26 protein-coding genes and 1 tRNA gene are annotated in these 25706 nt (G+C 59.8%); 9 read left to right on the top strand and 18 right to left on the bottom strand.

The window, feature by feature from the left end; genetic code table 11:
* The first annotated feature begins 36 nt into the window (after positions 1 to 36).
* Both GBCGDNIH1_RS13925 and GBCGDNIH1_RS13920 read left to right on the top strand, forming a co-directional pair.
* Entirely contained in the window at positions 37 to 324 is a 288-nt protein-coding gene (locus GBCGDNIH1_RS13925; RefSeq protein ID WP_025285871.1) for a hypothetical protein, read from the top strand.
* Positions 325 to 331: 7 nt separating this feature from the next.
* Entirely contained in the window at positions 332 to 721 is a 390-nt protein-coding gene (locus tag GBCGDNIH1_RS13920; RefSeq protein ID WP_011631011.1) for a hypothetical protein, read from the top strand.
* A 5-nt stretch (positions 722 to 726) separates the two neighbouring features.
* Here the strand turns inward: GBCGDNIH1_RS13920 and GBCGDNIH1_RS13915 are convergent, their stop codons facing one another.
* Together GBCGDNIH1_RS13915 and GBCGDNIH1_RS24990 are read right to left on the bottom strand one after the other, a co-directional pair.
* A complete protein-coding gene (locus GBCGDNIH1_RS13915; RefSeq protein WP_050748378.1) occupies positions 727 to 1872 on the bottom strand; it encodes an AI-2E family transporter in 1146 nt (381 codons plus the stop codon).
* Between the two features lie 161 nt (positions 1873 to 2033).
* Positions 2034 to 2507 carry a CsbD family protein gene (locus GBCGDNIH1_RS24990; RefSeq protein ID WP_011631009.1) on the bottom strand — a complete coding sequence of 158 codons (474 nt, stop codon included), beginning with the start codon at positions 2505 to 2507 and terminating at the stop codon, positions 2034 to 2036.
* Between the two features lie 68 nt (positions 2508 to 2575).
* On the opposite strand from GBCGDNIH1_RS24990, the gene thiM reads away from it, so the two are divergent.
* Complete coding sequence (thiM, locus tag GBCGDNIH1_RS13905; protein WP_011631008.1) at positions 2576 to 3493, top strand: hydroxyethylthiazole kinase; 918 nt, start codon at positions 2576 to 2578, stop codon at positions 3491 to 3493.
* A gap of 21 nt (positions 3494 to 3514) precedes the next feature.
* Here the strand turns inward: thiM and GBCGDNIH1_RS13900 are convergent, their stop codons facing one another.
* Positions 3515 to 4300 (bottom strand): class I SAM-dependent methyltransferase, encoded by a 786-nt coding sequence (locus GBCGDNIH1_RS13900; RefSeq protein WP_011631007.1) that lies wholly within the window; start codon positions 4298 to 4300, stop codon positions 3515 to 3517.
* Positions 4301 to 4418: 118 nt separating this feature from the next.
* Here GBCGDNIH1_RS13900 and GBCGDNIH1_RS13895 point away from each other — a divergent pair, with 118 nt between their 5' ends.
* On the top strand, positions 4419 to 5225 hold the full coding sequence (locus GBCGDNIH1_RS13895) for an AraC family transcriptional regulator (RefSeq protein ID WP_011631006.1): 807 nt from the start codon (positions 4419 to 4421) through the stop codon (positions 5223 to 5225).
* A gap of 7 nt (positions 5226 to 5232) precedes the next feature.
* On the opposite strand, the gene GBCGDNIH1_RS13890 is transcribed toward GBCGDNIH1_RS13895, so the two are convergent.
* From GBCGDNIH1_RS13890 to GBCGDNIH1_RS13875, 4 genes are all read right to left on the bottom strand, one after another.
* Positions 5233 to 6042 (bottom strand): nucleotidyltransferase domain-containing protein, encoded by an 810-nt coding sequence (locus GBCGDNIH1_RS13890; RefSeq protein ID WP_011631005.1) that lies wholly within the window; start codon positions 6040 to 6042, stop codon positions 5233 to 5235.
* Between the two features lie 79 nt (positions 6043 to 6121).
* Positions 6122 to 6361 (bottom strand): ribbon-helix-helix domain-containing protein, encoded by a 240-nt coding sequence (locus GBCGDNIH1_RS13885; protein WP_011631004.1) that lies wholly within the window; start codon positions 6359 to 6361, stop codon positions 6122 to 6124.
* On the bottom strand, positions 6358 to 7407 hold the full coding sequence (gene queG / locus GBCGDNIH1_RS13880) for a tRNA epoxyqueuosine(34) reductase QueG (protein WP_043452625.1): 1050 nt from the start codon (positions 7405 to 7407) through the stop codon (positions 6358 to 6360). The genes GBCGDNIH1_RS13885 and queG overlap by 4 nt, the downstream gene beginning before the upstream one ends.
* Positions 7408 to 7435: 28 nt before the next feature.
* Positions 7436 to 8362: a LysR family transcriptional regulator gene (locus GBCGDNIH1_RS13875; RefSeq protein WP_025318104.1), complete on the bottom strand. Its 927-nt coding sequence runs from the start codon at positions 8360 to 8362 to the stop codon at positions 7436 to 7438.
* A gap of 105 nt (positions 8363 to 8467) precedes the next feature.
* Between GBCGDNIH1_RS13875 and wrbA the strand changes: the two genes are divergently transcribed.
* Positions 8468 to 9067, top strand: coding sequence for an NAD(P)H:quinone oxidoreductase (wrbA, locus tag GBCGDNIH1_RS13870; RefSeq protein WP_025318103.1), 600 nt, complete (start codon positions 8468 to 8470; stop codon positions 9065 to 9067).
* Here wrbA and GBCGDNIH1_RS13865 read toward each other — a convergent pair.
* The 7 genes from GBCGDNIH1_RS13865 to GBCGDNIH1_RS13835 form a co-directional block, all read right to left on the bottom strand.
* The gene (locus GBCGDNIH1_RS13865; protein WP_011631001.1) at positions 9031 to 9510 is read right to left on the bottom strand and encodes an acyl-CoA thioesterase; all 480 of its coding nucleotides are present in this window, start codon (positions 9508 to 9510) and stop codon (positions 9031 to 9033) included. The two genes, wrbA and GBCGDNIH1_RS13865, sit on opposite strands and share 37 nt — an antisense overlap.
* A gap of 2 nt (positions 9511 to 9512) precedes the next feature.
* Positions 9513 to 10304 (bottom strand): fumarylacetoacetate hydrolase family protein, encoded by a 792-nt coding sequence (locus GBCGDNIH1_RS13860; protein ID WP_011631000.1) that lies wholly within the window; start codon positions 10302 to 10304, stop codon positions 9513 to 9515.
* Between the two features lie 5 nt (positions 10305 to 10309).
* The gene (gene queF / locus GBCGDNIH1_RS13855) at positions 10310 to 10771 is read right to left on the bottom strand and encodes a preQ(1) synthase (protein ID WP_011630999.1); all 462 of its coding nucleotides are present in this window, start codon (positions 10769 to 10771) and stop codon (positions 10310 to 10312) included.
* Entirely contained in the window at positions 10764 to 11891 is a 1128-nt protein-coding gene (gene tgt / locus GBCGDNIH1_RS13850) for a tRNA guanosine(34) transglycosylase Tgt (RefSeq protein WP_025318099.1), read from the bottom strand. Before tgt ends, queF begins: the two co-directional genes overlap by 8 nt.
* 18 nt (positions 11892 to 11909) lie before the next feature.
* A complete protein-coding gene (gene queA / locus GBCGDNIH1_RS13845) occupies positions 11910 to 12995 on the bottom strand; it encodes a tRNA preQ1(34) S-adenosylmethionine ribosyltransferase-isomerase QueA (RefSeq protein ID WP_011630997.1) in 1086 nt (361 codons plus the stop codon).
* A 63-nt stretch (positions 12996 to 13058) separates the two neighbouring features.
* On the bottom strand, positions 13059 to 13460 hold the full coding sequence (locus tag GBCGDNIH1_RS13840) for a VOC family protein (RefSeq protein WP_011630996.1): 402 nt from the start codon (positions 13458 to 13460) through the stop codon (positions 13059 to 13061).
* Positions 13461 to 13525: 65 nt separating this feature from the next.
* Complete coding sequence (locus tag GBCGDNIH1_RS13835) at positions 13526 to 15634, bottom strand: NAD(+) synthase (protein ID WP_011630995.1); 2109 nt, start codon at positions 15632 to 15634, stop codon at positions 13526 to 13528.
* Positions 15635 to 15787: 153 nt separating this feature from the next.
* Between GBCGDNIH1_RS13835 and GBCGDNIH1_RS13830 the strand changes: the two genes are divergently transcribed.
* Positions 15788 to 16033, top strand: a complete 246-nt coding sequence (locus GBCGDNIH1_RS13830) for a hypothetical protein (protein ID WP_011630994.1) — start codon at positions 15788 to 15790, stop codon at positions 16031 to 16033.
* A 41-nt stretch (positions 16034 to 16074) separates the two neighbouring features.
* Here GBCGDNIH1_RS13830 and GBCGDNIH1_RS24965 read toward each other — a convergent pair whose 3' ends face one another.
* On the bottom strand, positions 16075 to 16383 hold the full coding sequence (locus GBCGDNIH1_RS24965) for a hypothetical protein (protein ID WP_011630993.1): 309 nt from the start codon (positions 16381 to 16383) through the stop codon (positions 16075 to 16077).
* Positions 16384 to 16572: 189 nt separating this feature from the next.
* Here GBCGDNIH1_RS24965 and GBCGDNIH1_RS13820 point away from each other — a divergent pair, with 189 nt between their 5' ends.
* On the top strand, positions 16573 to 17124 hold the full coding sequence (locus tag GBCGDNIH1_RS13820) for a biliverdin-producing heme oxygenase (RefSeq protein ID WP_011630992.1): 552 nt from the start codon (positions 16573 to 16575) through the stop codon (positions 17122 to 17124).
* A gap of 72 nt (positions 17125 to 17196) precedes the next feature.
* Here the strand turns inward: GBCGDNIH1_RS13820 and GBCGDNIH1_RS13815 are convergent, their stop codons facing one another.
* The 3 genes from GBCGDNIH1_RS13815 to GBCGDNIH1_RS13805 all read right to left on the bottom strand — a co-directional run bounded on the left by GBCGDNIH1_RS13815 (position 17197) and on the right by GBCGDNIH1_RS13805 (position 21291).
* Positions 17197 to 18195, bottom strand: coding sequence for a c-type cytochrome (locus tag GBCGDNIH1_RS13815; RefSeq protein ID WP_157691960.1), 999 nt, complete (start codon positions 18193 to 18195; stop codon positions 17197 to 17199).
* Positions 18196 to 18356: 161 nt separating this feature from the next.
* Positions 18357 to 18432, bottom strand: a tRNA-Lys gene (locus GBCGDNIH1_RS13810).
* Between the two features lie 153 nt (positions 18433 to 18585).
* Complete coding sequence (locus GBCGDNIH1_RS13805) at positions 18586 to 21291, bottom strand: Rne/Rng family ribonuclease (RefSeq protein ID WP_043452622.1); 2706 nt, start codon at positions 21289 to 21291, stop codon at positions 18586 to 18588.
* Between the two features lie 646 nt (positions 21292 to 21937).
* Between GBCGDNIH1_RS13805 and GBCGDNIH1_RS13795 the strand changes: the two genes are divergently transcribed.
* Both GBCGDNIH1_RS13795 and GBCGDNIH1_RS13790 read left to right on the top strand, forming a co-directional pair.
* Complete coding sequence (locus GBCGDNIH1_RS13795; protein ID WP_408874644.1) at positions 21938 to 22741, top strand: N-acetylmuramoyl-L-alanine amidase family protein; 804 nt, start codon at positions 21938 to 21940, stop codon at positions 22739 to 22741.
* 168 nt (positions 22742 to 22909) lie between these two features.
* Positions 22910 to 25684: a penicillin-binding protein 1A gene (locus GBCGDNIH1_RS13790; protein WP_080504528.1), complete on the top strand. Its 2775-nt coding sequence runs from the start codon at positions 22910 to 22912 to the stop codon at positions 25682 to 25684.
* The last annotated feature ends 22 nt before the right edge of the window (positions 25685 to 25706 follow it).

Here is a 25706-nt window from a genome sequence, read left to right as displayed (position 1 = left end):
TGGCACAGACCGATTCGCAATCAACGGAGAAAATTGATGAAGGCCAGAACACTCTATGGCGCCCTGATGATTGCTGCCCCGTTGCTGGTATCCTTGAGTGCCTGTGGAAGTGACACGCCAAAGGCCGCCGACACGGTCTCGATCACCTGCGACAGCAATGTCGTGCTGGTGGGAGCCACGCGCGTTGAGATGGCCGCCGAGCCAAAAAACGGAACTATTATTCTGACCTATCCCGATCCGGTAGACAGCACCAGAACCGGTTCCCTGACCGTCAATCGCAGCCAGCATTGCACGATCGCCCCTACCCGCAATACGAATTCCTGAGAGTACGATGGATATCAGACTGATCGGGCTGGCAGCAGCCTCATTGATCCTTCCCGCCGTTCTGTCTGGGTGTGATGCCCCGCCCCCCAAGGATCCGGCAACCGCACGGCTGACAGCGGAGCTTAACCTGTTGCAGGCTCATAAGGGCCAGGCCAGCAGCGACTGTCTCAAGGCTATGAAGGATTTCAATGCGTCGGCTGATCTCGTGATCAATAACCAGACCGTCAGCAAGGCCGACCCTGTGTCGGTCGATATCATGGAAGGCAACCGGCTGATCGCGGAACGATCATGCCGGGCCGGCGCAGAGGCAATCTGTGACACGACGGACACTCTGCCGCCTGAGCAGATGCAGGCGTGCCAGATCCTCCGCACCATTCCTGCGCCACGCTATTACTGACCGTATTACTGACCGTCCGGGGTCTGCTCAAGCGGAGGCAGCAGGGCACCATCGTGATCACCGAGAATGCTCTCGACATAGATCATTCTGACCGCGACCATGCCAACCGCGAAAATAGGCGTCGCCAAAATCAGACCCACTGGCCCGAAAATCGTGCCCAGCACGGTCTGGGACAGGATCGTCAACACCGGCGGCAGATCGACCGTGCTTTTCTGCACGATCGGCGCGATCACATTCCCCTCCAGCGCCTGCACGCCTGCGAACATCACTCCCACATAAAGCGCCGTCTGCGGTCCCTCACCGAACGCAACCAGCACAGCAGGAACAGCCCCTGCAATAGCACCGACATACGGTACGAAATTGCACAGCGCCGCGATCAGGGCGAGCGTACCCGCCAGTTTTACTCCCAAGAGGGACAGCCCGATCCAGGTCAGAACGCCGATCATCACCATATCGACCACCTGGCCGACAAACCACCATTGCAGCGCATGGGCCGTTTCATGCATCACCTCAGCCCCACGCGGCCGCCATGATTTTGGCAGACACCGCAATGTGCCACGCACGTAGATGCCGGGCGAAGCGGCCAGATATATTGCGACGATCAGGATCACCGTCAGACTGCCGATGCCACCAAGCGTACTGGTTGCCGCCCCCGCCGCCAGGCCGGCGATTTTCTCCCCTGCGGAAGACAGGTAGGCACGCGCCTTGTGCACCACCTGCTGGGCATAATCGAGCGAGCCGAGCCGGTCCCAGACTGCACTGAACTGATCATTCAGCCTGCCACCCAGTGCCTCGATTTCCGTGATCAGCGTTGGTCCGCGGAGCCAGATGGCACCGGCAATGATCCCGACGAACAACAACAAGATCAAGGACAGCCACAACCCCGGCGTCCCCCCCAGCCTGTTGGCGGCAGCATTGGCTGCACCACGCAACAGACAGGCCGCCAGAATGGCCGCGAACAGCAGCAGCAGCACGTCAGAGAGCAAGCTGAGCACGGCAATAGCGAGGATAGTACCGGCCACCCAGGCCAGAATACGGGCGATACGCTCCAGAGCCCGAGCCTGCCGTATCCCTGCTCCATGATTGGTATCCGTGGCGGATCCGGAAATTTTCAGGGTCGATTCACGATCAGAATAAGAAACATCATGCATAAAAGCCGGGGATATTCCATCCCCGGCAGAGTGTGTTGACTGGCTCAAAGCCCTGTTTCCGCTTTCTCTGGTGGGTCCGCGACTATACTGTACCGCCGCCTGCCGTCCACAGATGGCTGACGGAAGGAAATGAACAGATCCCCACCATCAAGCCTGGATCATCAAAACAGCCAACGACGTTTCGGCGGAGGCTCCGGAGCCAGCGGGCTTGAGGGAGAATGGATCATGAAAGCCGCAAGATACCCGACCACACCCGCCAGTGCGACAGAGAGAACCGGCTTCTGCTCAAGACTTTCCCCGAGTTTCTGCCCGCCACGCACACCGGTTTCATAAACCTTGCCACCCGCATCGGCAGCTTTTTCCCACGCTGTCTCGGCAAGATCACGCAACCGGGCAGTCACGGTTTCTGCATGCCGGCGTGCATGCTCTTCAGCGCTGTTCGCTTTATCCCGCAGATGCTCGACACCGTCCTGAACCGCATCCGTAGCATCGTGCGCAAACTGCTTTGCCTTGCTGATACCCTGATCCAGCTTGCCTTCTGCCTGCAGCCCGGTATCACCGGTCAAGCCTCCAGCAGCATCCTTCACCTTACCCTTCAGATCGGTGACTGCAGCGTCTATATCATGATTGCCCATACGATATCCTCCTTGACCTGCGAGGCGCGCGGACTGGCGCGCTTTTCGTATCTCGGACCGTCATACCGATGGCGGTACCGTCTCTGGTCTTTACGTCCCAGCCGGGATCGGGTTTCCCTTCTTCTGCCGGGGGATATGTTGCCCCGGAGGGAGCGCATGCGATGACGGAAGAGCCTTTATCTGCCGCCTGGCTGACAGAGCGGACCATTTATCTGCTCACTCTTCTGAGAGAAAAACGGCCGCTGGTGCACAACATCACCAATCTGGTGGTGACCAATACCACCGCCAACGCATTGCTGGCACTGGGAGCCTCGCCCGCCATGGTTGAGGGGGTGGAGGAAGTGGACTCCTTTGCGCGCATGGCCGACAGTCTGGTTATCAATCTCGGAACCATGTCCTCCCCCCGTGCCGCTGCCATGAGGCTGGCCATGGCGGCTGCACGCCAGGCCGGAAAGCCGGTGGTGCTTGATCCGGTGGCGGTCGGTGCCCTGCGTTATCGCACCGAACTGGCCCGTGATCTGCTGGAGGCAAAGCCGCATATTGTGCGCGGCAATGCCTCGGAGATCATTGCCCTGGCCGGAGATGGCGGCGGTGGGCGCGGCGTAGACAGCCTCGTCTCCTCCACAGCGGCGCTGGAGGCAGCTTCTATACTCGCCCGTCGCACCGGCGGAGCGGTGGCCGTGACGGGGGCCACAGATTACGTGACCGATGGCACGCGCCTGATCGGCATCGCCAACGGGCACCCGATGATGACCCGCGTCACCGGTCTCGGCTGCACCGCCACTGCGCTGATCGGCGCTTTTGCGGCGGTGGAGCCAGACCCGCTGGTTGCCGCCTGTGCCGGATTATGCGCCACCGGTCTGGCCGGAGAACTGGCCGCTATCCGCGCCGATGGCCCCGGATCGTTGCAGGTGGAATTTCTGGATGCGTTGTATGCACTGGACAGTGCCATTCTGCGTGATGCCGCACGCTGGGTTCTGCCCTGATCACTCCCTATCTCGTGGCCTTTAGACCTGCCATGCGATAATCGAGATGGGGAAAAACAGCCGCAGACCATCGACGGCACGGTAAGCCTGCACACCCAGGCGATCGTCACCGGAGCGGATATCTGCCTCGAACATCTCCGTCAGGGCGGGCATAGCCTCCGGATCGGCCAACTCCTCCAGTTTCGCTTCCAGACGGTAGCCGTCAATCAATTGTTCAATCAGGCCGCATTGCCGCCCGACCTCCCGCAACTGCATCAAAGTGAGAGCAGAGGTATGTGACGGATCGCGTATCCGTTCCATCCTGTCATAAGCAGTCTGACTTTCTGGTGCAGGGGTCGCATCGATCACCACCACCCTGCCACCTTCACAACAGACCCGCTTCATTTCCGCCAGAATGCGCCCCGGATCGGTCATGTGATGCAGGCTGTAGCGCGTGGTCACACAGTCGAAAGACCCATCCTCAAACGGCAGTGATCCGGCATGCCCGACATGCCATTCCAGATTGTGCAGACCGGCTGCATTCTGCCGCCGCCTTGCCTGTCCGATCATCGCCTCGGTCAGATCAATCCCGGATACATGCTGCGCCTGCTCTGCCATGGCGCATGCCAGAATGCCTGGGCCGCAGGCCACATCCAGCACACGCGAAGCCGGGGTCAGGGCACAGGCGGCCAGCGTACGGACCATGGCAGAGTGTTCCGCATGCACGGGTAATGCCGCAAAAGTCCCGGCCCATCGCGTAAATTGTGCGATCACCGCATGATCATGATTCTGCCGCGTTTCGTCGGGTTTGGTGTCTGAGGGGATCATGGCTCTCTCTCTCCTGCTGGGGCGGGAAAGATAGGCAAAGACATCATTGACCGGCTAACGCTTGCAGGCCAAATATCAATGAGCAACGGCCATACCTCACGACCATGAAAGGGCCGCCATGAAGCTCCTGACCCGGGACGAAACAGCCGATATTCTCCACCGTTACGGTATCGACAAACCATACGGAACGGGTTTTGCGTTCCGGGACCATACACGCAACACCACCTATGACTGGCACGCCCATCCGTATCATCAACTGATTTACGCTGCCTCCGGGGCCATGCGGATTGAAACCGAAGCCGGGCAGCATATCCTGCCGCTTGGGCAGGCGGTGTGGATACCGGCCAACATCCGTCATCGCACCACGATCATGGATATGGACAGTGTATCGCTCTATTTTTCACCGGACTGTGTGATGATTGGAGCAGGGCGGGTTCGTATTCTCCATGCAAATCCGCTGATGCGTGAAATGATCCTTTACGCCACGCGCTGGCCGGTCGGCGCATCAGAACAGGATCCTCTGGCACGCTGTTTTTTCCAGTCTCTGGCAATGCTCTGCGGGGAATGGCTGGAGGACGAATTGCCTCTGTTTCTGCCCGGTGCCCGCAGTACACGCATGACCCGCGCCATGGATTACGCACTGGCCGCACCCGGACAAGCCACACAGGCCGGAGCGATAGCCGCCGCAGCTTTGTCGGAACGCAGCTTCCGGCGCAGTTTTCAGCGGGAAACAGGCATAAGCTGGCAAGCTTGGCTGACACAGGCACGTATGCTGCACGCCATGAGTCTGCTGATGGAAGGCCAACAAGTTACCATGGTGGCTGCCGAATGCGGCTATGCCTCGCTCAGCGCCTTTGCAAAAGCCTTTGCCGCTGTTGCCGGGGAAAATCCTTCCGTTTTCAGGGCACGCCAGACTCAGTCATAAGTCTCCCTTATGACGCATTGATCAGATCCAGAAAAAGCTGATCTGCCTCTCTGCGGTGCCTATCCAGCATAGGCGGACGTGTCTGCTCCGATTCCGGTAGGATTGCGAGTTCCTGCCTGATCAGCGCATCAAGTTCAGGATAGCGTGCGCCGTTCGTCTGTTCGTTGGTAAGCCGTTTCGCCGCGATCAGAGTGTTAATCTGTTCCAGCAGAGACCGCGATAAGTCGGAGGCTTCCATCAGGGCACTGACATGCATCGGCAGGCGCTTTCCCGCATGCAGCCGCAGATAGCGCAGAGCAAGGGCAGGTCTCAGAGCGTAAAAATATCGCTTGACCGGTACCGGCTCATCCCCCGTCAACCAGCGTTCCGCTGATTTGCGGCCCATGCTGTGATAGTGCCAGGCCAGATGATGCCGGTTCAGAACCTTGCCGGCCAGATCGTTCAACCGTTCGATCACCGGATGCGCGGTGCAATACTGAATTGGAGACACCATCCACTCACCAATCACAGCATTCGATTTCAGCAACAATCCCAACGCCTTGCGAATATCCCAGCCATTCAGGTCAATTTCGTCGAGCAGAGGTGTTTCAATCACATCACGAGGCGCGTGCAGACGCAGATACTCATCCCTGTTCCTGACATAAACGAAACGCACATCATAATCGCTGTCAGGGGAAGGAAACCCCCATGCGCGGGAGCCGGACTCAACGGCCAGCAGAATACGCACATGATTTTCCGCCACGATCCGATCAAGGCGTTCCTGAATGACGCTTCGGATAGAAGAGGGAATAAAAGCATCATTCTGCACTTCGGTCACTCATCCTGTTCATCAAACAGCAACATATCGCATCATCATCACGATGATGGCTTGATATTTAATCTACGCACCAGACAATTCAGCTCTGCTCTGCCTGTTTGATGCCTGCCATCCTCAGCGCTGCTTCCAAAGCCAGCACCCGCAATGCAGAAGCCAAAGGACGATCCGGATTACGGGAAGCATCGACCATGGCAATCAACTGCGCCAATGTCTGCGACTGACCGGAAGCAATATTCGTCAGCATCGTCCAGAATTCCGGTTCCAGCGCGACGCTGGTGCGATGACCGGATAAGGAAAAGCTGCGTTTGATCAGACTCATGATGGACTCTGTGCCTCTGCCAGTCTGGCAACAGCCCAACGCGCGGCGTCAGCAACGATGTCTGATGCATCGTCGGTCAGTGCCTGCGCCTTTGGCAACAGGGACGAATCACCGCTATTGCCGATCGCATATAATACATTGCGGATAAAACGATCCCGCCCGATACGCTTGATGGGCGATCCCGAAAACAGCAGACGAAAACTTGTATCATCCAGTTGCACCAGCTGATCCAGTCGAGGTGCCACCAGTTCCGGACGGGCTTTCAACTTTGCCTCTGAAGCCTGTACAGCGAAGCGGTTCCATGGGCATACAGCCAGACAATCGTCACAGCCATAAATACGGTTTCCCATGGCATGCCGGAATGGCTCCGGCACCGGGCCATGAAATTCGATCGTGTAGTACGACACACATCGCGTCGCATCCAGACGATATGGCGCTGGAAAAGCACCGGTTGGACAGGCATCCAGACAACGGCGGCAGGTGCCGCAGCGATCCGGGTGTGGATCATCGTGCGGCAGAACCAGCGTGGTAAAAATCTCGCCCAGCAATAACCATGATCCATGCTGACGGGAGACAAGATTGCTGTGCTTGCCTTGCCAGCCCAATCCGGCCTGCCGCGCCAGCGGCTTTTCCATCACCGGTGCTGTATCGACGAAAACCTTCACCATACCGCCATGCCGGGAAACGATCCTCTGCGCGATCTGTTTTAATTTTCCCTTGATAATATCATGATAATCCCTGTTTCTTGCATAAACCGAGATATTGCCGATCTGAGGCTGATCAAGGTTGCCAAGCGGGTTTTCCACCGGCGCATACGACATCCCCAACGCGATAACCGTTCCGGTTTCAGGCCATAATATCTTGGGATCAGCACGCTGATCACTGCGCTCCGCCATCCAGCCCATGGTGCCGTGGCCACCAGCCTCCAGAAATGCCGCCAGTCCATCCTGCGCCGTCTGCGTCAGGGTGGCAGGCGAAAACCCGACCGAGGCAAAGCCCAGTTCCTGCGCATAGGCAGCGATATCCTGTTTCGCTTTTTTCTGCATCTTCAACGTCAACGCTGACTGCAGAGGGTCAGGCTGCTTTGTCACGAACAATCCAGCAGCATTTCGATAATTGCCCGGTCAGGAAACTGGCGACAGCCGCAATACGGGCCGGGCGCAAAAGCGAAGGTGGTAAAACGATATTCAGCTCCAGCAATGGCAGTGACCAGTCCGTCAGAACCGGAACCAGAGTGCCTGCCGTCAGATCATCCCAAATCAGAAAATCAGGTGCCAGCGCAAATCCCTGACCACTCCGTGCCGCCTCCAGCATGATTTCGCCGTTATTGGTGCGCAAACGGCCCGCAGGCAGCAGAGAGGCTTCTTCGCCCGTACTTTCACGGCGCAAACGCCAACGCCCGGCCATCGTGCCGTGACCGTAGCCAAGACACAGGGCCATATCCAGATCACGAGGATGCTCTGGACGTACACGTTCCAGCAAGGATGGCGCGGCCACGATCTTCATCTGCATCCGGGCAATCCGGCGCACCCGCAGACCGGAATCCGGCATCTGCGCAATACGGATCGCCATGTCATAGCCCCCTGCGACCAGATCAACGACCGCATCATCCAACCGTAAATCAATATCAATCCCCGGATGCTCGGCCAGAAGCTGGGGCAGCAGTGGTCTCACATGCATCAGCCCAAAACTGACCGGGGCCGAGATCCTGACCAGCCCACGCGGCGCAGCAGAAGAAGAACGTGCGTTTTCCTCCAGCCCCTGTGCCTGCTCCAGCATGCTCAGAGCACGCTCAAGAGAGGCGCGGCCGACTTCGGTCAGGGATAAGCGGCGGGAGGTACGGTTGAACAGCGCCGCGCCGATCCGCCCCTCCAGCCGGGCGATGATCTTGGAGATGGTGGCTCTGGACAGGCCCAGCTCCTCCGCCGCACCGGCGAAAGAACCGCTATCGGCCACACGGGCAAAGACCGCCCAGCCTTCAAGATCAGGAAGAAACGGCATCACAGATCCGGAAAAGATGCATTTCCATTGTTTCTCTTTCTGAACTCTACGGCCTGCCCGATCATTAAAGCCGGAAAGCCGATCTGACAGCAAAGGAACGTACGAATGGCCAAAGTTCTGGTTCTCTATTACTCCACCTACGGACATATCGAAACCATGGCGGAAGCCGTCGCCGAAGGTGCCCGCGCCGCCGGGGCCGAGGTCGATATCCGCCGTGTTGCCGAGCTGGTACCGGAAGAGGTCGCCCGCGCCAATCATTTCAAGCTCGATCAGGCTGCCCCGATCGCCAGAACGGAGGAACTGCCGAATTATGACGCCATCATCGTCGGTGCAGGGACAAGGTTTGGCCGCTTGCCATCCCAGATGGCTCAGTTCTGGGACCAGACCGGCGGTCTGTGGGCCAAAGGCGCCCTGATCGGCAAGCTCGGTGCTTCGTTCACCTCCACCGCCAGCCAGCATGGCGGGCAGGAGACCACGCAATTCTCCCTGCTGACCAATCTGCTTCATCACGGCATGGTGATTACCGGCCTGCCCTATTCTTTTCAGGGACAGATCAGACTGGATGAAGTCTCCGGCGGTACGCCTTACGGGGCCTCCACCCTCGCCGGCGGCGATGGGTCACGTCAGCCGAGCACCAATGAGCTGGATGGTGCGCGCTTCCTCGGCGATCACGTCGCCCGGCTGGCGGCCAAACTCGCCTCCTGATCGGATAGACCTTCGGACAATGCCCTCAGCCGCGCAATGAGGGCATCATCCACCACGACCGGGCGGCGTGTGTTCCGGTCGATCAGCACCAGAACCAGCCGCACAGTTGCCACGCAGAGCGTCTCGACAAACAGCCCCTGCCGCAGCGTGATACTGCTGCGCCCGATCCGTTCCAGTGCGGTGCCGATCCGGACGACAGCCGGGTAGAAAATCTCGGAGCGGAAATCTATCTCGATCCGGGCCGCAACCGCCATGCGGCCCGGATCGCTCAGCAACCCGGCCGCCCGCATGAACGGCACATAGCCTGTCTCGGCGTAACGGGCGAAGGTCACGTTGTTGACGTGACCCTGCGCATCCGTATCCCCAAAACGAACCGCATCCTCGATCCACGCATGAAATTCATCGGGAGAGCAGACCGAGGGAGCAGGATCCGGTTGCGTCATGGTCAGGCCGCAACCGCATCGGCCTTTTGCGCGACCGTATTACGCAGCGTGCCGATCCCGTCGATCGTGACCTCCACCACCATACCGGGCCGCATCGGCAGCACACCCACCGAGGTGCCGCAGGCAATGACATCTCCGGCACGGAGCGTCATTTCCCGCGACAGCAAGCTGACGATCCGGGCGGGAGACAAAATCATGTCGCTGGCCGGGTAGTTCTGGCGTTCCCGCCCGTTCAGGGCCACGCGGATACGCGCTTCCTGCCAGTTGAAGCCGGTGGCGATGGCGGGACCGATCGGTCCGAACGTGTCGCAGCTTTTGGCCCTCGCCCATTGCGGAAAAGACGGATCGGCATTGAGAATATCCAGCGCCGTCACATCATTCACCGCTGTATAGCCGAAAATCGCGGCCTCGGCGGCTGCTTCATCGCCGTTATGGATGTCCTGCCCGATCACAATACCCAGCTCGCCTTCGTAGAGCACTTTCCCCTGATAGGATTCAGGCGGCACGATCTCCGCATCCGGGCCAACCACGCTGTCCGGCGATTTCAGGAACCAGAGCGGCTGGTCGGGAACAGAGGTGCCGAGCTTGGCCGCCAGCTCATGAAAATTGTTCCACAGCCCGATGAATTTACGCGGCATAACGGGTGCCAGCAGACGCACCGTCTCCAGCGGAACGACCTCGCCAGAGGGTGCATTGTCGCCGAACATCGTGCCGGTATGGGCCGTGATCACCCCATCCGCCAACGTTCCGAAACCGGTTTCCCCATCCCGCGCAAAACGGACCCACAGAGCCATGTGATTTAACCTCTTCCCCGATAACCCGGCACATCCTGCGCCGGAATCCATACGCCATCCGGTGGTGAGCCGGTCTGCCAGAACACGTCGATGGGAATACCGCCGCGCGGGTACCAGTAAGCACCGATCCTCAGCCAGACAGGATCAAGCAGGCTGACCACACGCTCCGCGATTTTCATCGAGCAGGCTTCATGAAAACTGCCGACATTGCGGAAACTGGTCAGAAACAGCTTCAGGGATTTGCTCTCGACGATCCAGTCACGCGGCACGTAATCCAGCACGATATGCGCGAAATCCGGCTGGCCGGTCAGCGGGCAGAGAGAGGTGAATTCCGGCGCGGTAAAACGGATCATATACGCCTTGCCCGGTGTCGGATTAGGCACTTTCTCCAGCACCGCCTGATCAGGGCTGGCGGGCTGGGAAACGGTCTGGCCGAGCTGGGTCAGGCCCGCATAATTTTCAGCCATCCTGTTTCTCCCGATCTCCCGCCGCCCAGGCAGCGCGCAGCGTGACGGCATGCTGCTCCAGCCGTCCCTCCATGATCGCGCTGCGCAGGCCACGCATCAAGGACTGGTAGTAATTGAGATTATGCCATGTCAGCAGCATCGGTCCCAGCATCTCGCCGGCCCGGAACAGATGATGCAGATAGGCCCGGCTGTGACGTGTGCAGGCAGGACAGTCGCAGGCCGGATCAATCGGGCGGCCATCATCCGCATAACGGGCATTGCGCATGTTCATCACCCCCTGCGAGGTGTAGGCGCGGGCCGTTCGTCCGGCGCGTGTGGGCATCACGCAGTCAAACATATCCACGCCCCGCATGACCGCACCCAGAATATCATCCGGTGTGCCGACCCCCATCAGATAACGCGGCTTGCCACGCGGCAGCAGCGGCAGGGTATGGTCGAGCGTGGCAAACATCGCTTCCTGCCCCTCTCCTACCGCCAGACCACCCACTGCATAGCCGTGGAAATCATCGCCCAGCGCCGTCACGGATTGCGTGCGCAGATCGTTATAGACACTGCCCTGCACGATCCCGAACAACCCGTACCCGTCACGCGGCACAAACGCATCCCGGCAGCGCGCCGCCCAGCGCATCGACAGCTCCATGGAAGACGCCGCCTCCTCATGCGTGGCGGGGAATTTGGTGCATTCATCGAATGCCATGGTGATCGTCGCATCCAGCTTGTGCTGGATCCCGATCGAGCTTTCTGGCGTCAGACGATGGCGGGAGCCATCAATATGGGACTGGAACGTCACGCCATCCTTGTCCAGCTTGCGCAGGGAGGACAGGGACATGACCTGAAACCCGCCGCTATCGGTCAGGATAGGGCCGGGCCAGTCCATGAAACGGTGCAGCCCGCCCAGCGCCGCCACGCGGTCAGCGCCTGGGCGCAGCATCAGATGGTAGGTATTGCCAAGCACGATCCCGGCACCGGTGGCGCGGACGGAATCCATCATCATGGCCTTGACGGTGGCCGCCGTACCGACCGGCATGAAGGTCGGGGTCGGCACGTCACCATGCGCGGTATGCAGCGTGGCGGCTCGCGCCCGGCCATCCTCGGCCTGAAGAGACAGGGTAAGGGACATGAGCAACGCTGTGCCGCCTTAATGCCTGTCGCGCAAGTCCCGCTCGATCAGACAGGCATCACCGTAGGAGTAGAAACGGTAAGCCTCAGCGATGGCATACGCATAGGCCGCCCGCATCCGCGCTGTTCCGGCAAAGGCACAGACCAGCATGAACAGGGTCGAACGCGGCAGATGAAAATTCGTCAGCAATGCATGCGCGGTGCGGAACCGGTGGCCCGGCTTGATGAAAATATCGGTCTCGGCATCAAAAGGACGTACGCCCCCCGCAGCATCAGCCGCACTTTCCAGCAGGCGCAAGCTGGTGGTGCCGACCGCAATGACCCGTTTGGCCGCATTGATCCGTGAGGCAGCCTCCGGCGTGATAACGCCGCGCTCTGCATGCAGACGATGGGCCTCGATCGTATCATCACGCATCGGCAGGAAAGTACCGGCGCCGACATGCAGGGTGATCGTGACACGTTCGATCCCCTTTGCCGCCAGCCTGTCCAGCAAGGCCGGAGTAAAATGCAGCCCCGCCGTCGGCGCCGCCACCGCGCCGCGATGACGGGCAAAGACAGTCTGGTAATCTTTTGCATCCTGAGCGGTCGGCCCTTGCGGACGATCGATATAAGGCGGCAAGGCCAGCGCCCCGTACTGCGCCAGTGCCGCATCGAAATCCTCCGCGACAAAACGCAGGATGGCGCCCCCGTCTTCGTCACGGGCCACCACCTCGGCCGCCAGCATGCCGGTGGGCTGCGTGTGGGTGGACTGCGTGTCATGCTCGGTAAAGCGCAGCCTGTCCCCGGCCCGCAGGCGACGCGCATTGCGGGCCAGCACATGCCAGCTTCCATCCGGCAGAGGCCGGTTGAGCGTCAGGCCGATCCGCGCCTGTCCGCGCCATGCCGTGAGTTGCGCCGGGATCACCCGCGTATCATTGGCCACCAGCACATCGCCCGGCCTCAGCAGGTCGGGCAGATCGCGGATATGATGATCATGGACCCCCTCCTCCCCTGCCGGCACATGCAGCAGACGGGCGGATTCGCGCGGACGCGCCGGTTCATGGGCGATTCGCTCCGGCGGCAGATCGAAAGTGAAATCGGCAATATCGAGAGGGGCTGTACTCATGGCCCTCTATCTGCCGGGCCTGCCTCCGCGCTTCAAGCTCTGCCTGCGCACAGGCAGGGCAGATTATTCAGCGAGATAGGAGGCGATCTCCACCAGATTACCATCAGGGTCGCGGCAGTAGATGGAATGAATCTGCCCCAGCGCACCATGTTTGCGCACCGGCCCTTCCTCGACCGTGACGCCGCAATCGTGCAGATGTTCGACCACCTGATCCGGCCCGACCGCCGTGATGAAACACAGATCGTCGCTGCCGATCTGAGGATGAGCGGCGGTAGACCAGCTACGGGTTTCATTATCGAACGGGCGCAGATTGATTTTCTGGCCGCCGAAACGCAGCGCGGTACGGCGCTCTGTTCCGAATTCCTCCCGTTCCATCCCCAGCACACGCTGGTACCAGGATGCGGATATTTCCACATCGCGGACGTTCATAACGAGATGATCAAGGCGGTCGATGGTGAATCGCATCGTGACAGATGACGTGAAAACGGGCCGCTAATCAAGCCGAAGCTGTGCCGACAAAGCGCAGTTGGTCAGGAAAAATCATCCGGTACATGAGCAGCCAGCTCTTGCAGCCATATCTCCGCACTGCCATCGGACGGTGCCCGCCAGTCACCACGCGGGGACAATGCTCCCCCGGCAGAGATTTTCGGACCGTTCGGAAGGGCGGATCGTTTGAACTGGCTGAAGCCGAAGAAACGCTTCAGGAATACCTGCATCCACTGTCTTATATCGGCCAGATCGTAGGAGCGCCGCTGATCTAACGGATAGTTGGGCGGCCATACGCCCTGCTGTGCGTCATGCCAGGCGTGCCAGGCGAGAAAAGCGATCTTGGATGGACGGAATCCGTAGCGCAGGACATGGAACAAGGTGAAATCATGCAAGGCATAGGGACCAATGGTACCTTCCGTGCTCTGCGGCTTCTCTCCCTTCGCAACCGGGATCAGCTCCGGCGAGATTTCCGTGTTCAGAATCGCCTCGAAAATCACGCGTGCCTCATCGGAGAAATCGCCGCTGCCCCCGGCCCAGCGGATCAGATGCTGGATCAGGGTCTTGGGCACTCCGGCATTGACGTTATAGTGCGACATCTGGTCGCCGACGCCATAGGTGCACCAGCCCAGCGCCAGTTCGGACAGGTCACCGGTGCCAAGCACAATCCCGTTATGCTGATTGGCGAGCCGGAACAGGTAATCGGTGCGCAGCCCGGCCTGCACGTTCTCGAACGTAATGTCATAGACCTGTTCCCCTCCGGCAAAAGGGTGCTCCAGATCGGCCAGCATCTGCCGGGCGGCCGGCCGGATATCCAGCTCATGCGCGGACACGCCGAGCACCCGCATCAGCGCCAGCGCGTTGTTGCGTGTTTCATCCCCGGTCGCGAAACCGGGCATGGTGTAGGCCAGAATGTCGGAGCGGGGCCGCTGCAGTACATCCATCGCCCGCGCTGCCACGATCAGGGCATGGGTTGAATCCAGCCCGCCCGACACCCCGATGACCAGCTTGCCGATCTTGGCCGCAGACAGGCGCTGCGCCAGACCGCGCACCTGAATATTGTAGGCCTCATAGCAATCCTGAGCCAGACGGGCGGGATCGGCAGGCACGAAGGGAAAACGCTCTACCCGACGGCGCAGCCCCAGATCACGGGAGGGCGGATCCAGCCGGAAACCAATCCGGCGCATGGCCGCGCCCGCCATTGCATGCCGGTTTTCCTCGAACCCATGCACCCGCATCCGCTCCTGCATCAGCAGGCCCGGATCGATATCGGCCACCGCCATCGTGGCTTCCTGCGCGAAGCGAGGGGTTTCGGCCAGCAGGGTTCCGTTCTCATAAATCGTCGCCTGCCCGTCCCAGGCGAGATCGGTCGTGCTCTCCCCCCAACCCGCCGCGGCATAGACCGTGGCCGCGACACAGCGCATGGAGGCAGAGCGGCTCAGCAATGCACGACTGTCGGCACGCCCTATCGTGATCGGGCTGCCGGAAAGATTGGCCAGCACCGTCGCCCCGTTCAACGCGCCCAGACTGGCCGGTGACACCGGCATCCACATGTCTTCGCAGATCTCGACATGCAGGATCAATCCCTCCACATCCTCGGCTGCAAACAGAAGGTCTGTGCCGAAAGGCGCATCCTCATCACCGATGCGAATGCTCTGCCCCTGCACCGAAAGCCCGGGCGTGAAATGACGACGCTCGTAAAATTCGCGGTAATTCGGCAAATAGGATTTCGGTACCACCCCCAGCACGCGCCCGCGATGCAGCACAATGGCAGCATTAAACAGGCGCCCGCCCTGCCGAACCGGTGCACCGATGACGATCACACTCATCCAGCCCGCGCTACGGCGTAGCAACGCGCCTATCGCCGCATCCACCGCATCCAGCAGCACATCCTGCTGCACCAGATCGTCAATCGCATATCCGCTCAGGCAGAGTTCAGGGAATACCACAACCGCCACGCCCTGCGCATCGGCACGCATTGCCAAAGCCGCAATCTCGTCCGCATTCCGGGCCGGATTGGCGATATGAACAGGCGGCACACATGCCGCCACCCTCACCAGACCATGGCTGTAAAGGGAGGAGAAAGGGGCAAACGGACGCTGCTCGACATGGGACATCCCACCATTATCGCATGAAGTAACGGCCATCTCCATGGTCAGCTATGTTTCCGGCAGCAGCAACAGCCGGACATGTGCTCAAAAGTTGAAAAAAGCAGCGAACAGTTCTCCGTATCTCCCGAAGATCATTCAGGTTTATGAAAACAGTCTTGTTCCTGAACAGACCATGAGAATCATACCGGAGCTGCCATGCCATTCAGCCATCATACGCCCGACGCACGCATTCTGGCCCTGAGCAATGAGCTGAATGCTGCCACGGACATGCTGCGGGAGCTGGTGATCCTGCTCGACCGGCATCTGGCTGATGACGGACGCAGCGCCCTGCACGAGCGTCTGCTGACGCTGCGCCGCAATGATCGCATGAACGGTGCCAGAAAAAACGGCCCCCTGTCCCATCTGGCCGAAACCTTGCTGACATCGCTGCCACACGCCTGAAACCGGCAGCGCGTGGCGGATGCCGACCCGTGCATAGAGACTCAGTGCGTGTTCGCGACCGAGGCGAAATGATCCATCAGCCGGCTCGCCTCATCGACACATGTTTTCGTATTCTCTCCTTCCGCACATTTGACGGCGACACTCAGATCACCGCGGTGGAGCCTGAAAAATGCAGCCTTTGACGGGGGCGGAGGAGGAGGCCCGAACGGATGATGGTGATCCGGCGGCAGCATAGGGGCAGCAGGCCCATGCGCTGGACCCTCCGGAACCGGAGGGACGCCCTGAGCATAGACAGCACCAGCCACGCTAAAAGCCAGCAAGCCCGCACCTGTTAACATGATCCTGCGCATTGTGAATTATCCTCCTGAATTCTGGCCATCACCACCTGACCGGTGGCAACAACCGAAGGAAACACCGGTTGCGTAACAGGCCGGCATCACAAACGTGACGAATTGCAACAGGAATGCAGGGAAAGGCCGTCAGAAACCATGTTGTTGGTAGATCGTTATTGATAAAAATATTTTCTTTCAGTTTTCGCAATGCAAGACAATTTATCAATCACACTGAAACAACAGACATATTCCTATCACGACAGGCTGGACCGGATTGTCAGAAAACTTCTGATTACCCTTGATGGATACAGGCATTTTCTGACAGCACAGTATTGTTTTCACAGGGATATCGTTCCGCTCTATCAGAAGAAAGCACTGCTTCAACTGATCCCCGACCTGGCGGAGCGCAACCGGCTGCCGGCCATTGAGGCCGATGCCGCTGCCCTTGGACTGACACTGCCATCCATGCAGTCAGCCATTCCAACCGGTGCAAAAGATACCTCCTCTGCTCTCGGCTGGCTTTATGTCGCCGAAGGATCGAAGCTTGGCGCTGCGCATATTGCGAGACAACTTGAAAGACATGGTCTGCATGACACTTATGGTCTGCAACATCTCCATCTAGGGCGCGATGGAGTATCGGGGGGATGGCTGCGTTTCAGATCTCTGCTGGATCATACGGCTGTGGAAGCCGAGCAGTGCATCCGTCATGCGCAACAGGCCTTCAGACGTATCACGCGCTATCTTGAGTGCCCTGGCTGACAAAAAAGATTCCATCCCGGAATCCCATCATCATGGTGATGCAGCCACACATCATATTCCTCAAAAGCATATTTATCTGTCTGCATTGCGCAGACGCTTGAGAGCATCGCGAATAGGCTGAAACGGCCCGAGAACATGCTGTTTCTGGCTGAACCCGTCCGCATAAGGGCCATAGGGTGTATCAACGGGTTTTTCCATCCTGTTCGGGAAGTCCCGCTGAAGATCTGCTTTGGCAGGTCTTGGCTGTATATCGATAAACGCCGCCACATCCCATGAATCCTCGATGGAGAGCACCGGCTGTGTCCAGTTCGTACCATCAGGCATGTTGTTGTGGATAAAATTCGCTGTATTGATCAGACGATCCATCCCGGCACCATTATTGAAGCTGTCAGCCCCCCATAGCGGTGGTACCGCGTATCCTTGTGCATCACCCACTCTGCCGACACGCTGTCCCTGCCCATCCTGACCATGGCATGCGGCACAAACCTGCTTGTACAGGGTCTGACCACGCACGGGATCAGCAGCCCGCATCAGCTCCGGCATGCGGCCGGACCCTCGTCCCAAAGTAGGCGCACCGACAGGACGACCAGTGGACAGAAATTGCAGATAGGAGACGATCGCCTTCATCTCCTTCCCATCCCAAGGCAGAGGCTTACCGTTCATGCTCCGTTGCATGCATCCCTGGACACGATCCTCAATTGTCCCGACAGTGCCGGAACGGGCGCGATAATTCGGAAAATCCGCGAATACACCGATCAGTGGCAGGCCAAATTTTTTGGTGCCGCCCTGCAGATGACAGCTCTGACAATTCAGATTGTTGCCGGCAAAACGCCGTGCCGGATCAGACACTTCCGGACCGATCAGGGACGCTGTCCTGACAATCAAATCGCGGCCATATCTGACCGTACGGCCCCATTCATCCTGCGGCAGGGTATTGATATCGGGAACAGACCAGGGTGCCTGCACCATAACAGATGGATCAGGAGCGGCTTTATCAGCCTTAGCAGCAGTGTCCGATGCACCCGCCAATACCACAGTCATGACCAGAAAAACCGGTACCACTGCCTTCACGGAAATTTTCTCGGTTTTGGTGACTAGAAAATGTCTGACTGTATTAAAGGATGAAGGATGTCCACATCCCTGAACGACGGCAGTGATCGCATCGCATGCAAGAAGTATATTGCCAGAATATTCGGGCGTATACGACAAAATAGAAGGGATTTTCGGCAAGTTGGTGGGCGCACAAGGACTCGAACCTTGGACCCGCTGATTAAGAGTCAGCTGCTCTACCAACTGAGCTATGCGCCCAACCTGCCGAGGCGCGCGTAATACCGTTCCGGGGCTGACCTGTAAAGCCCATCGACATGATTTTTATCATGCGCGGACAAAAGAGGCCGGGCGAGCGTTCCAAGACGCGCGACCCGGCCTTTTTTCATTCAGGCTTCCGCAACAGGGGTTGCCTCAGCGTTTCCACCAGCCTCGTCTGGCCCGTGGAGCGGTATCCTCAATCACCACTGGCTGGATGGGGGGCGCAATATAGGGCTCAGCCTGCTCCTCAGACACGACAACCGGCTCAGGCACCAGGTCAGGATGGCGTTCGGAGCGGGAGCCCTGATCCACTTTCCCGTCACGGATCATCGGTTGCTCAATACCATCCATCACGTCGAATACATCCAGCGGCTGCTGACCGAACGGATCAGCCGGGGTGGGACCGGTATAGGCCACTTCCCCCGCATCATGGCCATTCGCCTGAGCAGGCTGACGCCGCCCACGCCCGCCACGGCGGCCACGGCGGCGCGGACGGGAATCCTCCGCAAACTCATCACCAAATTCACCGGAGACAGCCTGCGTACCATCGATGGCGTCGCCCTGTGTTTCCGCACTGGTTTCTTTGGAAGCAACTCCGGCCACTGTCAGCTCTGTGGTTTCCACGGGCAGCGCAGAGGTATTGGCATCCCCGTGCCTGACACCCTCACCCTCTTCGACCGGATTGCCGTTCTCATCCTGCTCCGACCGGGCATCCATCCCATTCTCGGCCCCGTCATTACGGCGATTGCCACGACGACGACGACGACGGCGACGGCGGCGCTCTCCATCATCCGGCCCGGGTTCAGAATCGCCTTCCGCGGAAGGCAGCCTGCCACCGTTGTTACCTTCCTCGGCGGTTCCAACCGGTTCTGCCTGCACAGCCACGGGCAATGCCGCCACCGGGGCCGCCTCGAACGTCGCAAAACCGTCAGAGGCATCAGCGAAATCATACAGATCACCCGCAACGCTCGGCTGCGGATCAGCAACGCCGATCAGCGGAGTCCGGACCACGTCTTCCATCGCACGGGCACGGATTTTCTCAATCCGCAACTGGGAACCACTGAACTGCGTATCAGCGGAGAAAAGCACCTTCATGCCGAAGCGGGATTCCAGCGTGGCCAGAAAATCCCGGCGATTGTTCAGAATGTAGAACGCCACATCGGCAGCGGCGTGCACCATGATCTCGGCATAGCGACGGCGTGCGCCCTCTTCCTCGATCGCCCGCAGCACATGGACGGAAGCACCCTCAGTGGTGCGGACCAGACCAAGCCCATTGCAATGCGGGCAGGTGATCATGCTGGTTTCGGTCAGGGACGGGCGCAGACGCTGGCGGCTCATTTCCAGCAGGCCAAAGCTGCTGATCTGGCCGACCTGAATGCGGGCACGGTCGTTCTTCAACGCTTCCTTCAGCCGCCGCTCGACCATGCCGTTATGCTTGCGGCTTTCCATGTCGATGAAATCGATCACGATCAGACCGGCAAGATCACGCAGACGCAGCTGACGGGCGACCTCATCCGCCGCTTCCAGATTGGTGCGGAGGGCTGTTTCCTCAATCCCCCGCTCCTTCGTGGAACGACCGGAATTGACGTCGATCGCCACCAGAGCCTCGGCCTGGTTGATTACCAGATAGCCCCCGGATTTCAGCGAAACATTCGGCGCCAGAATGGCATCAAGTTGCGATTCGACCTGATAATGAGCGAACAGGGGCTGTCCGGCACGTTCCTTGTCAGCGTTCCAGCAGATCACCTTGCGGGCATGGGACGGCATCAGCATGCGCATGATATCGCGCGCAGCCCGCCAACCTTCTTCCCCATCGACCAGCACTTCCTCAATCGTACTGGTATAGACATCACGGATCGCCCGCTTGATCAGGCTGGCTTCCTCGTGAATCAGCGCGGGCGCGGATGAACGCAGGGTGATGTCGCGGATATCATCCCACAGGCGCAACAGGTATTCGCAGTCCCGCATGATCTCCGCCTTCGGGCGGTTCCCGCCAGCCGTGCGGACGATGATGCCCATGCCGCGCGGGATCTCCAGCGCGCCGATAATGTCTTTCAGACGGCGGCGATCCGTGGCGGAGGTAATCTTGCGTGACACGCCACCACCACGCGGCGAGTTCGGCATCAACACGCAATAGCGGCCAGCAAGAGAAATATAAGTGCTCAGCGCGGCCCCTTTATTGCCCCGCTCTTCCTTCACCACCTGAATCAGCAGGATCTGGCGGCGCTTGATGACTTCCTGAATTTTATAATTGCGCAGAAAACGGGGAGAGCGGCGCTCACGATCTTCTTTCTGGCGGGCCGGGCGCGAGGCCTGACGGCTCTCCTCCTGATCATCGCCTTCCCCGGCGGAGGCAGGAACGCTCCCCTCATCCCCGGCCTCTCCAGAAAAATCGGCGGCGGATTCATCCTGCACCCCATGATCGGCCCCGTCCTCTTGCGGATCGGATGCTTCGGGCTGTTCTGAATCCGCCTGGATGACCTCCCGAGCGTTGTTCAACGGTCGGGAGGCGGAACGACGCGCCTCAGCGGCGGAAAATTCGGCTTCCTCAGCCTCCTCCTCCTCACGTGCTTCCTCTTCCTGCATGGCGAGCAGGCGCTGACGGTCGGCAACAGGGATCTGATAGTAGTCGGGATGGATTTCACTGAAAGCCAGAAAGCCATGCCGGTTACCGCCATATTCGACGAAAGCGGCCTGAAGGCTCGGCTCTACCCGGACGACTTTGGCGAGATAAATATTCCCTTTGATCTGTTTACGGGACGCTGCCTCAACGTCGAAATCTTCAAGCCGGTTTCCATCCATCACCACCACGCGGGTTTCTTCCGCATGGCTGGCGTCGATGAGCATTTTTTTGGTCATTGAATAATGAGCTCCGGTACACACCCGGGATATGCGCGAACGGCGCGCTCCACCGGGCATGACGTTGTGTCGGTGTATCGTCGCGAAGGGCACGCACAGCCGCAACCGTATCCGGGCCAGCGCCTGAGGCGCATGGCATGACAATCTCAGTCAGTTCCGAATATAGCCACACAGCCTGGCGTCTCGATCCTTCGGTCTAAAAAACTGGGTGCGGCAGCCGTTTCAGGCGCCAGACCCGGCGGTTTTCCCAACGCCACATGATGCGTGGCCGCGGCGCGGGTGCGCTCGCTGTCCAGTATGAAACCAGCCCGGCGGTTGGCCCCATGCATCCGGCTGACGATCCGAACGATCTGTCGGCGGGCATGGAGACGCCGCTGGCAATCTCTCTGGCACACCCAGCATGGAACAAATGCCGGCCCACTGCAAGACGCGATCCTGTGATCCAAAGGAGACAGGCCGCCCAAAATGCGCCATATTTCAAAGCTTAATAGTCAAAACCGACCGTACGGTGTTAAAAACACGCACTATGGCTGATCTTCTGTCACTGCACCGCCGCAGCTTCCTCGGCGCGATGACCTCCGGGCGGCTCCTTGCCAGGGCGGGCCTGCTTGCCAGCTGGATGATGCCCCCCGCATTGCTGGACAGCATGGCAGAGGCCGAGGCTGCCGGGCCGCAGAAACACGGCCATCCTCATGCCATAAAAACATTGCATGCTCCGCCAGCCGGCCAATCTGCTGCCCGTAAAAACAGCGCGCCCCGTCTTATCATGCTCGATCCCGGCCATGGCGGCAAAGATCCGGGTGCCATTGGCATCACCGGCACGTATGAAAAACATGTCGCCCTTGCTGCCGCACAGGAACTGAAGCGCCAGCTGGAACGGACCGGGCGCTACCGGGTGGAAATGACCCGGACCAACGACACCTTCATTCCCCTCGACGGAAGGGTGGATCGCGCCCAGAGCAAGGGAGCTTCCCTGTTCATCTCCATGCACGCGGATGCGCTGCACAATGCCGGGGTACGCGGGGCCAGCGTCTATACGCTGGCAACATCAGCCTCCGACGCGCAGACAGCGTCTCTGGCGAAACGGGAAAACAGCGTGGACCGGTTTGGCGGCCCGGCCTTCAGCAATCAGCCGCCCGATATCGCCCGTATTCTCACCAGTCTGGTGCGGAGAGAGACCAAAATTGGATCAGCCCGATTGTCACACAGTATGGTCAGCAGCCTCGACAGCACCGTGCCGATGCTGACCCATCCTGCCCGCCATGCCGGCTTTGTCGTTCTGAAAGCCGCTGATATTCCCAGTGTGCTGGTCGAGATGGGCTTCATGTCCAATCGTCAGGACGAGGCATTGTTACGCCGCCCCGACCATCGCATACGGATCGCCACCGCCATGACCCGCGCGGTGGAAGCCTATTTCGCCACCAGCGCCGGCTATGCCATGCGGGGATGACCCGACATGCTCCGTCCATCAGGCACCATGTGCCCGATCATGGATTGACGGACATAAACGCCCTGCCTTGACTTCTTTTCCACACGCTTCCAGCCCACGGCACCATCGCATGGCGGATCAGTCACCTTCCCCATGCACGGGATCACGAAATCTGATACAGAGCCGCGCATGACGTCATCCGATTTGCCGCCCCCCGACCGTTCCATTGCCGTTCCGCCGCGCCCGGTGCTGACCGCGCGGGAACGGCTGGCGCCTCCTTCTCCGGAACCAGGGCGGGAGCCTCCCCGCAAACAACGCAAGGATAATCAGTCCTCGCGGCATGCGGCGCGTGAAGCCGGAAAAAGACGGGCTGGCGGGCGTTTTCGCTGGATCGGCCGTCTGATCGGCGCGCTGGCCGGCCTGATCGTACTGGGCGGTCTGACAGGGGTGGTCGCGATCTATGCCGCCTATCGCCATTACGCATCCGATCTGCCTGATCTGGAGGGGCTGCGCGTCTATCAACCCCGTGTCATGAGCCGCGTCTATGCTGCTGACGGCCAGATCGTCAGTGAACTGGCCACCGAACGGCGCGTCTTCGTGCCATTTTCAGCCATTCCCGACATTGTGAAAAAAGCTTTCGTCTCTGCCGAGGACCAGCATTTCTGGACCCATCCCGGCGTTGACCCCGTTGCCATGTTCCGGGCTGCCGTCACCGATCTGAACCATTTACATGATGGAAAGCGGCCCATCGGTGCATCGACGATCACTCAGCAGGTCGCCAAGAACATGGTGCTGACCAATGAGGTCTCGATCGCCCGCAAGATCAAGGAAGCCATTCTGGCCCTGCGGATCGAGGAAAGCCTTAGCAAACAGCGCATTCTGGAGCTGTATCTGAACGAGATTTATCTCGGTCAGGGCGCCTATGGCGTTGCCGCCGCGGCACAGGCCTATTTCAACAAGCCGCTGGACGAAATCACAATACCGGAAGCCGCTTTTCTGGCTGCCCTGCCCAAAGCACCGAACAATTACAACCCGTTCCGCTATCCCGATGTCGCGCGGGGCAGACGGGACTGGGTGCTGGATCGCATGGCGGAAGACCATGCCATCACCCGTGAGCAGGCCGCCGAAGCGAAACAACAACCTGTGCTACCCACCGCGTTCCACCGGCCCGAAGGCATCCCGGGCGCCGGTTACTTCGTAGAGGAAGTCCGGCGCAAACTGGTCGAGCGCTTCGGGGCCGACACCACGACACAGGGTGGCCTGTCGGTGCGCACCAGCCTTGATCCAGCCCTGCAGAATGCCGCCGATCAGGCGCTGCATCGGGGGCTGCTGGCTTATGATCAGTCCCATGGCGGCTGGCGAGGTCCCGTTGCCCATCTGGAAGAAAACAGCCTTTCCAGCCCGCAATGGGAATCCGAACTGGCGAAGCTGCCACGTCCGGCCGGTATGCTACGCAACTGGCGACTGGCTGTAGTGATGAAAATTCAGCCTGCCGATGCCTCCCTGGCCTGGACCGATCCGCCCGCCAGCCCGCTGCCCACCGCAACCCCCGCTCCGGTGCATCATGGCATGATGCAACTGGCGGATACGAAATGGGCACGTCCCGTGAAAGACGGGAAGCTGGGTGGCGTCCCCCGCCGGATGAATGATGTCGTCTCCGTCGGCGATGTCGTGATGGTCGAGGTAGACGAAGCAGCGCTCGGCAGCCCGGTTGTTCAACCCGCCGCCTCATCGACCCGCAAAACACCCGCCACCCAGATCAGGGAAGTCCCTGGCCCGGCCCTGCATGTCCGGCTGCGCCAGATTCCCAATGTGCAGGGGGCGCTCGTTTCTCTCGATCCCCGCTCGGGCCGTATTCTGGCAATGAGCGGCGGCTGGAGTTTCGAAACCAGCCAGTTCAATCGGGCGACACAGGCCAACCGTCAGCCCGGAAGCTCATTCAAGCCATTCGTTTATCTAACGGCGCTGGAACAGGGCATTGCACCGGGCCAGACCTTTCTGGATGCGCCCTTCGTGATGAATATGGGGGCAGCAGGTGTGTGGCGGCCCAATAACTATGAGATGACCTTCTCCGGTCCGGTGCCGCTGAGCGTCGCACTGCAAAAATCGCTCAATCTGGTGACGCTGCGGGTCGCGCAGAAAGTCGGTATGGAGGCGGTGGCCAAGACAGCGATGGATTTCCATCTGGTCGAGTCCATGCCGAAAGTCCTGCCCGCCGCGCTCGGTGCGGTGGATACCACCGTACTGCGTGAAGCCGGCGCCTATGCGTCGCTGGCGCAGGGCGGCAGGCTGGTTACACCCCATCTGATCGACAGTGTGCAGGACCGTGACGGGCATGTCATCTGGAAGCCGGAAGACATTACCTGCGAGAACTGCACAACGCCTGCGACCCCGCCCGCAACGTCTCCTTCCTCCTCTGCTCCCCCGGCCATCTCCACCGATGCCGGGCCGGTGCTGGATGACAAGCGCAATCCGGTGGCGGATGCGATGAGCACCTTCCAGATTGTCACCATGATGGAAAATGTGGTGGCACACGGCACCGGCTATCAGGCCTCGATCGGTATGGGCGGACGCCCCATTGCCGGCAAAACCGGCACGACTCAGGATTTCGTTGATGCCTGGTTTGGCGGCTTTACACCGACGCTGGTCACTATCGTCTGGATCGGTTTCGACAACCCCACCTCTCTGGGCGAACACGAAACCGGCGGAGCGCTGGCAGCCCCTGTCTGGCGCGAATATATGAGTGCCGCGCTGAAAGATCATCCCATGCTGCAATTCCCGATGCCGGAAGGCATGACACTGGTGAAAAGCCCGGCCGGTTGGGATGCCCTGAAGCCCGGTCAGCCCGATGGGGGTGCCATGATTGATGGCGGCAGCGCATCCGGGACGGCACAGCCCGGCGATTCCTCCGGCAGTGGGGGAAGCAGCGGCGGTCTCGACACCGGAATGGGTGGGCTGTATTGAGCGCCTCTCGTTTTCTTTGACT

The sequence above is a fragment of the Granulibacter bethesdensis CGDNIH1 genome, assembly GCF_000014285.2.
GTDB classification, from domain to species: domain Bacteria; phylum Pseudomonadota; class Alphaproteobacteria; order Acetobacterales; family Acetobacteraceae; genus Granulibacter; species Granulibacter bethesdensis.
This window is presented reverse-complemented; position numbering and strand designations above follow the sequence as displayed.

Bases quoted from the DNA above. Each gene is read 5' to 3' on its own strand.
- GBCGDNIH1_RS13925 (WP_025285871.1), top strand. From the start codon at position 37: ATGAAGGCCAGAACACTCTATGGCGCCCTGATGATTGCTGCCCCGTTG.
- GBCGDNIH1_RS13920 (WP_011631011.1), top strand. From the start codon at position 332: ATGGATATCAGACTGATCGGGCTGGCAGCAGCCTCATTGATCCTTCCC.
- GBCGDNIH1_RS13915 (WP_050748378.1), bottom strand. From the start codon at position 1,872: ATGCATGATGTTTCTTATTCTGATCGTGAATCGACCCTGAAAATTTCC.
- GBCGDNIH1_RS24990 (WP_011631009.1), bottom strand. From the start codon at position 2,507: ATGGGCAATCATGATATAGACGCTGCAGTCACCGATCTGAAGGGTAAG.
- thiM (WP_011631008.1), top strand. From the start codon at position 2,576: ATGGCGGTACCGTCTCTGGTCTTTACGTCCCAGCCGGGATCGGGTTTC.
- GBCGDNIH1_RS13900 (WP_011631007.1), bottom strand. From the start codon at position 4,300: ATGATCCCCTCAGACACCAAACCCGACGAAACGCGGCAGAATCATGAT.
- GBCGDNIH1_RS13895 (WP_011631006.1), top strand. From the start codon at position 4,419: ATGAAGCTCCTGACCCGGGACGAAACAGCCGATATTCTCCACCGTTAC.
- GBCGDNIH1_RS13885 (WP_011631004.1), bottom strand. From the start codon at position 6,361: ATGAGTCTGATCAAACGCAGCTTTTCCTTATCCGGTCATCGCACCAGC.
- queG (WP_043452625.1), bottom strand. From the start codon at position 7,407: ATGCAGAAAAAAGCGAAACAGGATATCGCTGCCTATGCGCAGGAACTG.
- GBCGDNIH1_RS13875 (WP_025318104.1), bottom strand. From the start codon at position 8,362: ATGCCGTTTCTTCCTGATCTTGAAGGCTGGGCGGTCTTTGCCCGTGTG.
- wrbA (WP_025318103.1), top strand. From the start codon at position 8,468: ATGGCCAAAGTTCTGGTTCTCTATTACTCCACCTACGGACATATCGAA.
- GBCGDNIH1_RS13865 (WP_011631001.1), bottom strand. From the start codon at position 9,510: ATGACGCAACCGGATCCTGCTCCCTCGGTCTGCTCTCCCGATGAATTT.
- GBCGDNIH1_RS13860 (WP_011631000.1), bottom strand. From the start codon at position 10,304: ATGGCTCTGTGGGTCCGTTTTGCGCGGGATGGGGAAACCGGTTTCGGA.
- queF (WP_011630999.1), bottom strand. From the start codon at position 10,771: ATGGCTGAAAATTATGCGGGCCTGACCCAGCTCGGCCAGACCGTTTCC.
- tgt (WP_025318099.1), bottom strand. From the start codon at position 11,891: ATGTCCCTTACCCTGTCTCTTCAGGCCGAGGATGGCCGGGCGCGAGCC.
- queA (WP_011630997.1), bottom strand. From the start codon at position 12,995: ATGAGTACAGCCCCTCTCGATATTGCCGATTTCACTTTCGATCTGCCG.
- GBCGDNIH1_RS13840 (WP_011630996.1), bottom strand. From the start codon at position 13,460: ATGCGATTCACCATCGACCGCCTTGATCATCTCGTTATGAACGTCCGC.
- GBCGDNIH1_RS13835 (WP_011630995.1), bottom strand. From the start codon at position 15,634: ATGGAGATGGCCGTTACTTCATGCGATAATGGTGGGATGTCCCATGTC.
- GBCGDNIH1_RS13830 (WP_011630994.1), top strand. From the start codon at position 15,788: ATGCCATTCAGCCATCATACGCCCGACGCACGCATTCTGGCCCTGAGC.
- GBCGDNIH1_RS24965 (WP_011630993.1), bottom strand. From the start codon at position 16,383: ATGCGCAGGATCATGTTAACAGGTGCGGGCTTGCTGGCTTTTAGCGTG.
- GBCGDNIH1_RS13820 (WP_011630992.1), top strand. From the start codon at position 16,573: ATGCAAGACAATTTATCAATCACACTGAAACAACAGACATATTCCTAT.
- GBCGDNIH1_RS13805 (WP_043452622.1), bottom strand. From the start codon at position 21,291: ATGACCAAAAAAATGCTCATCGACGCCAGCCATGCGGAAGAAACCCGC.
- GBCGDNIH1_RS13795 (WP_408874644.1), top strand. From the start codon at position 21,938: ATGGCAGAGGCCGAGGCTGCCGGGCCGCAGAAACACGGCCATCCTCAT.
- GBCGDNIH1_RS13790 (WP_080504528.1), top strand. From the start codon at position 22,910: ATGACGTCATCCGATTTGCCGCCCCCCGACCGTTCCATTGCCGTTCCG.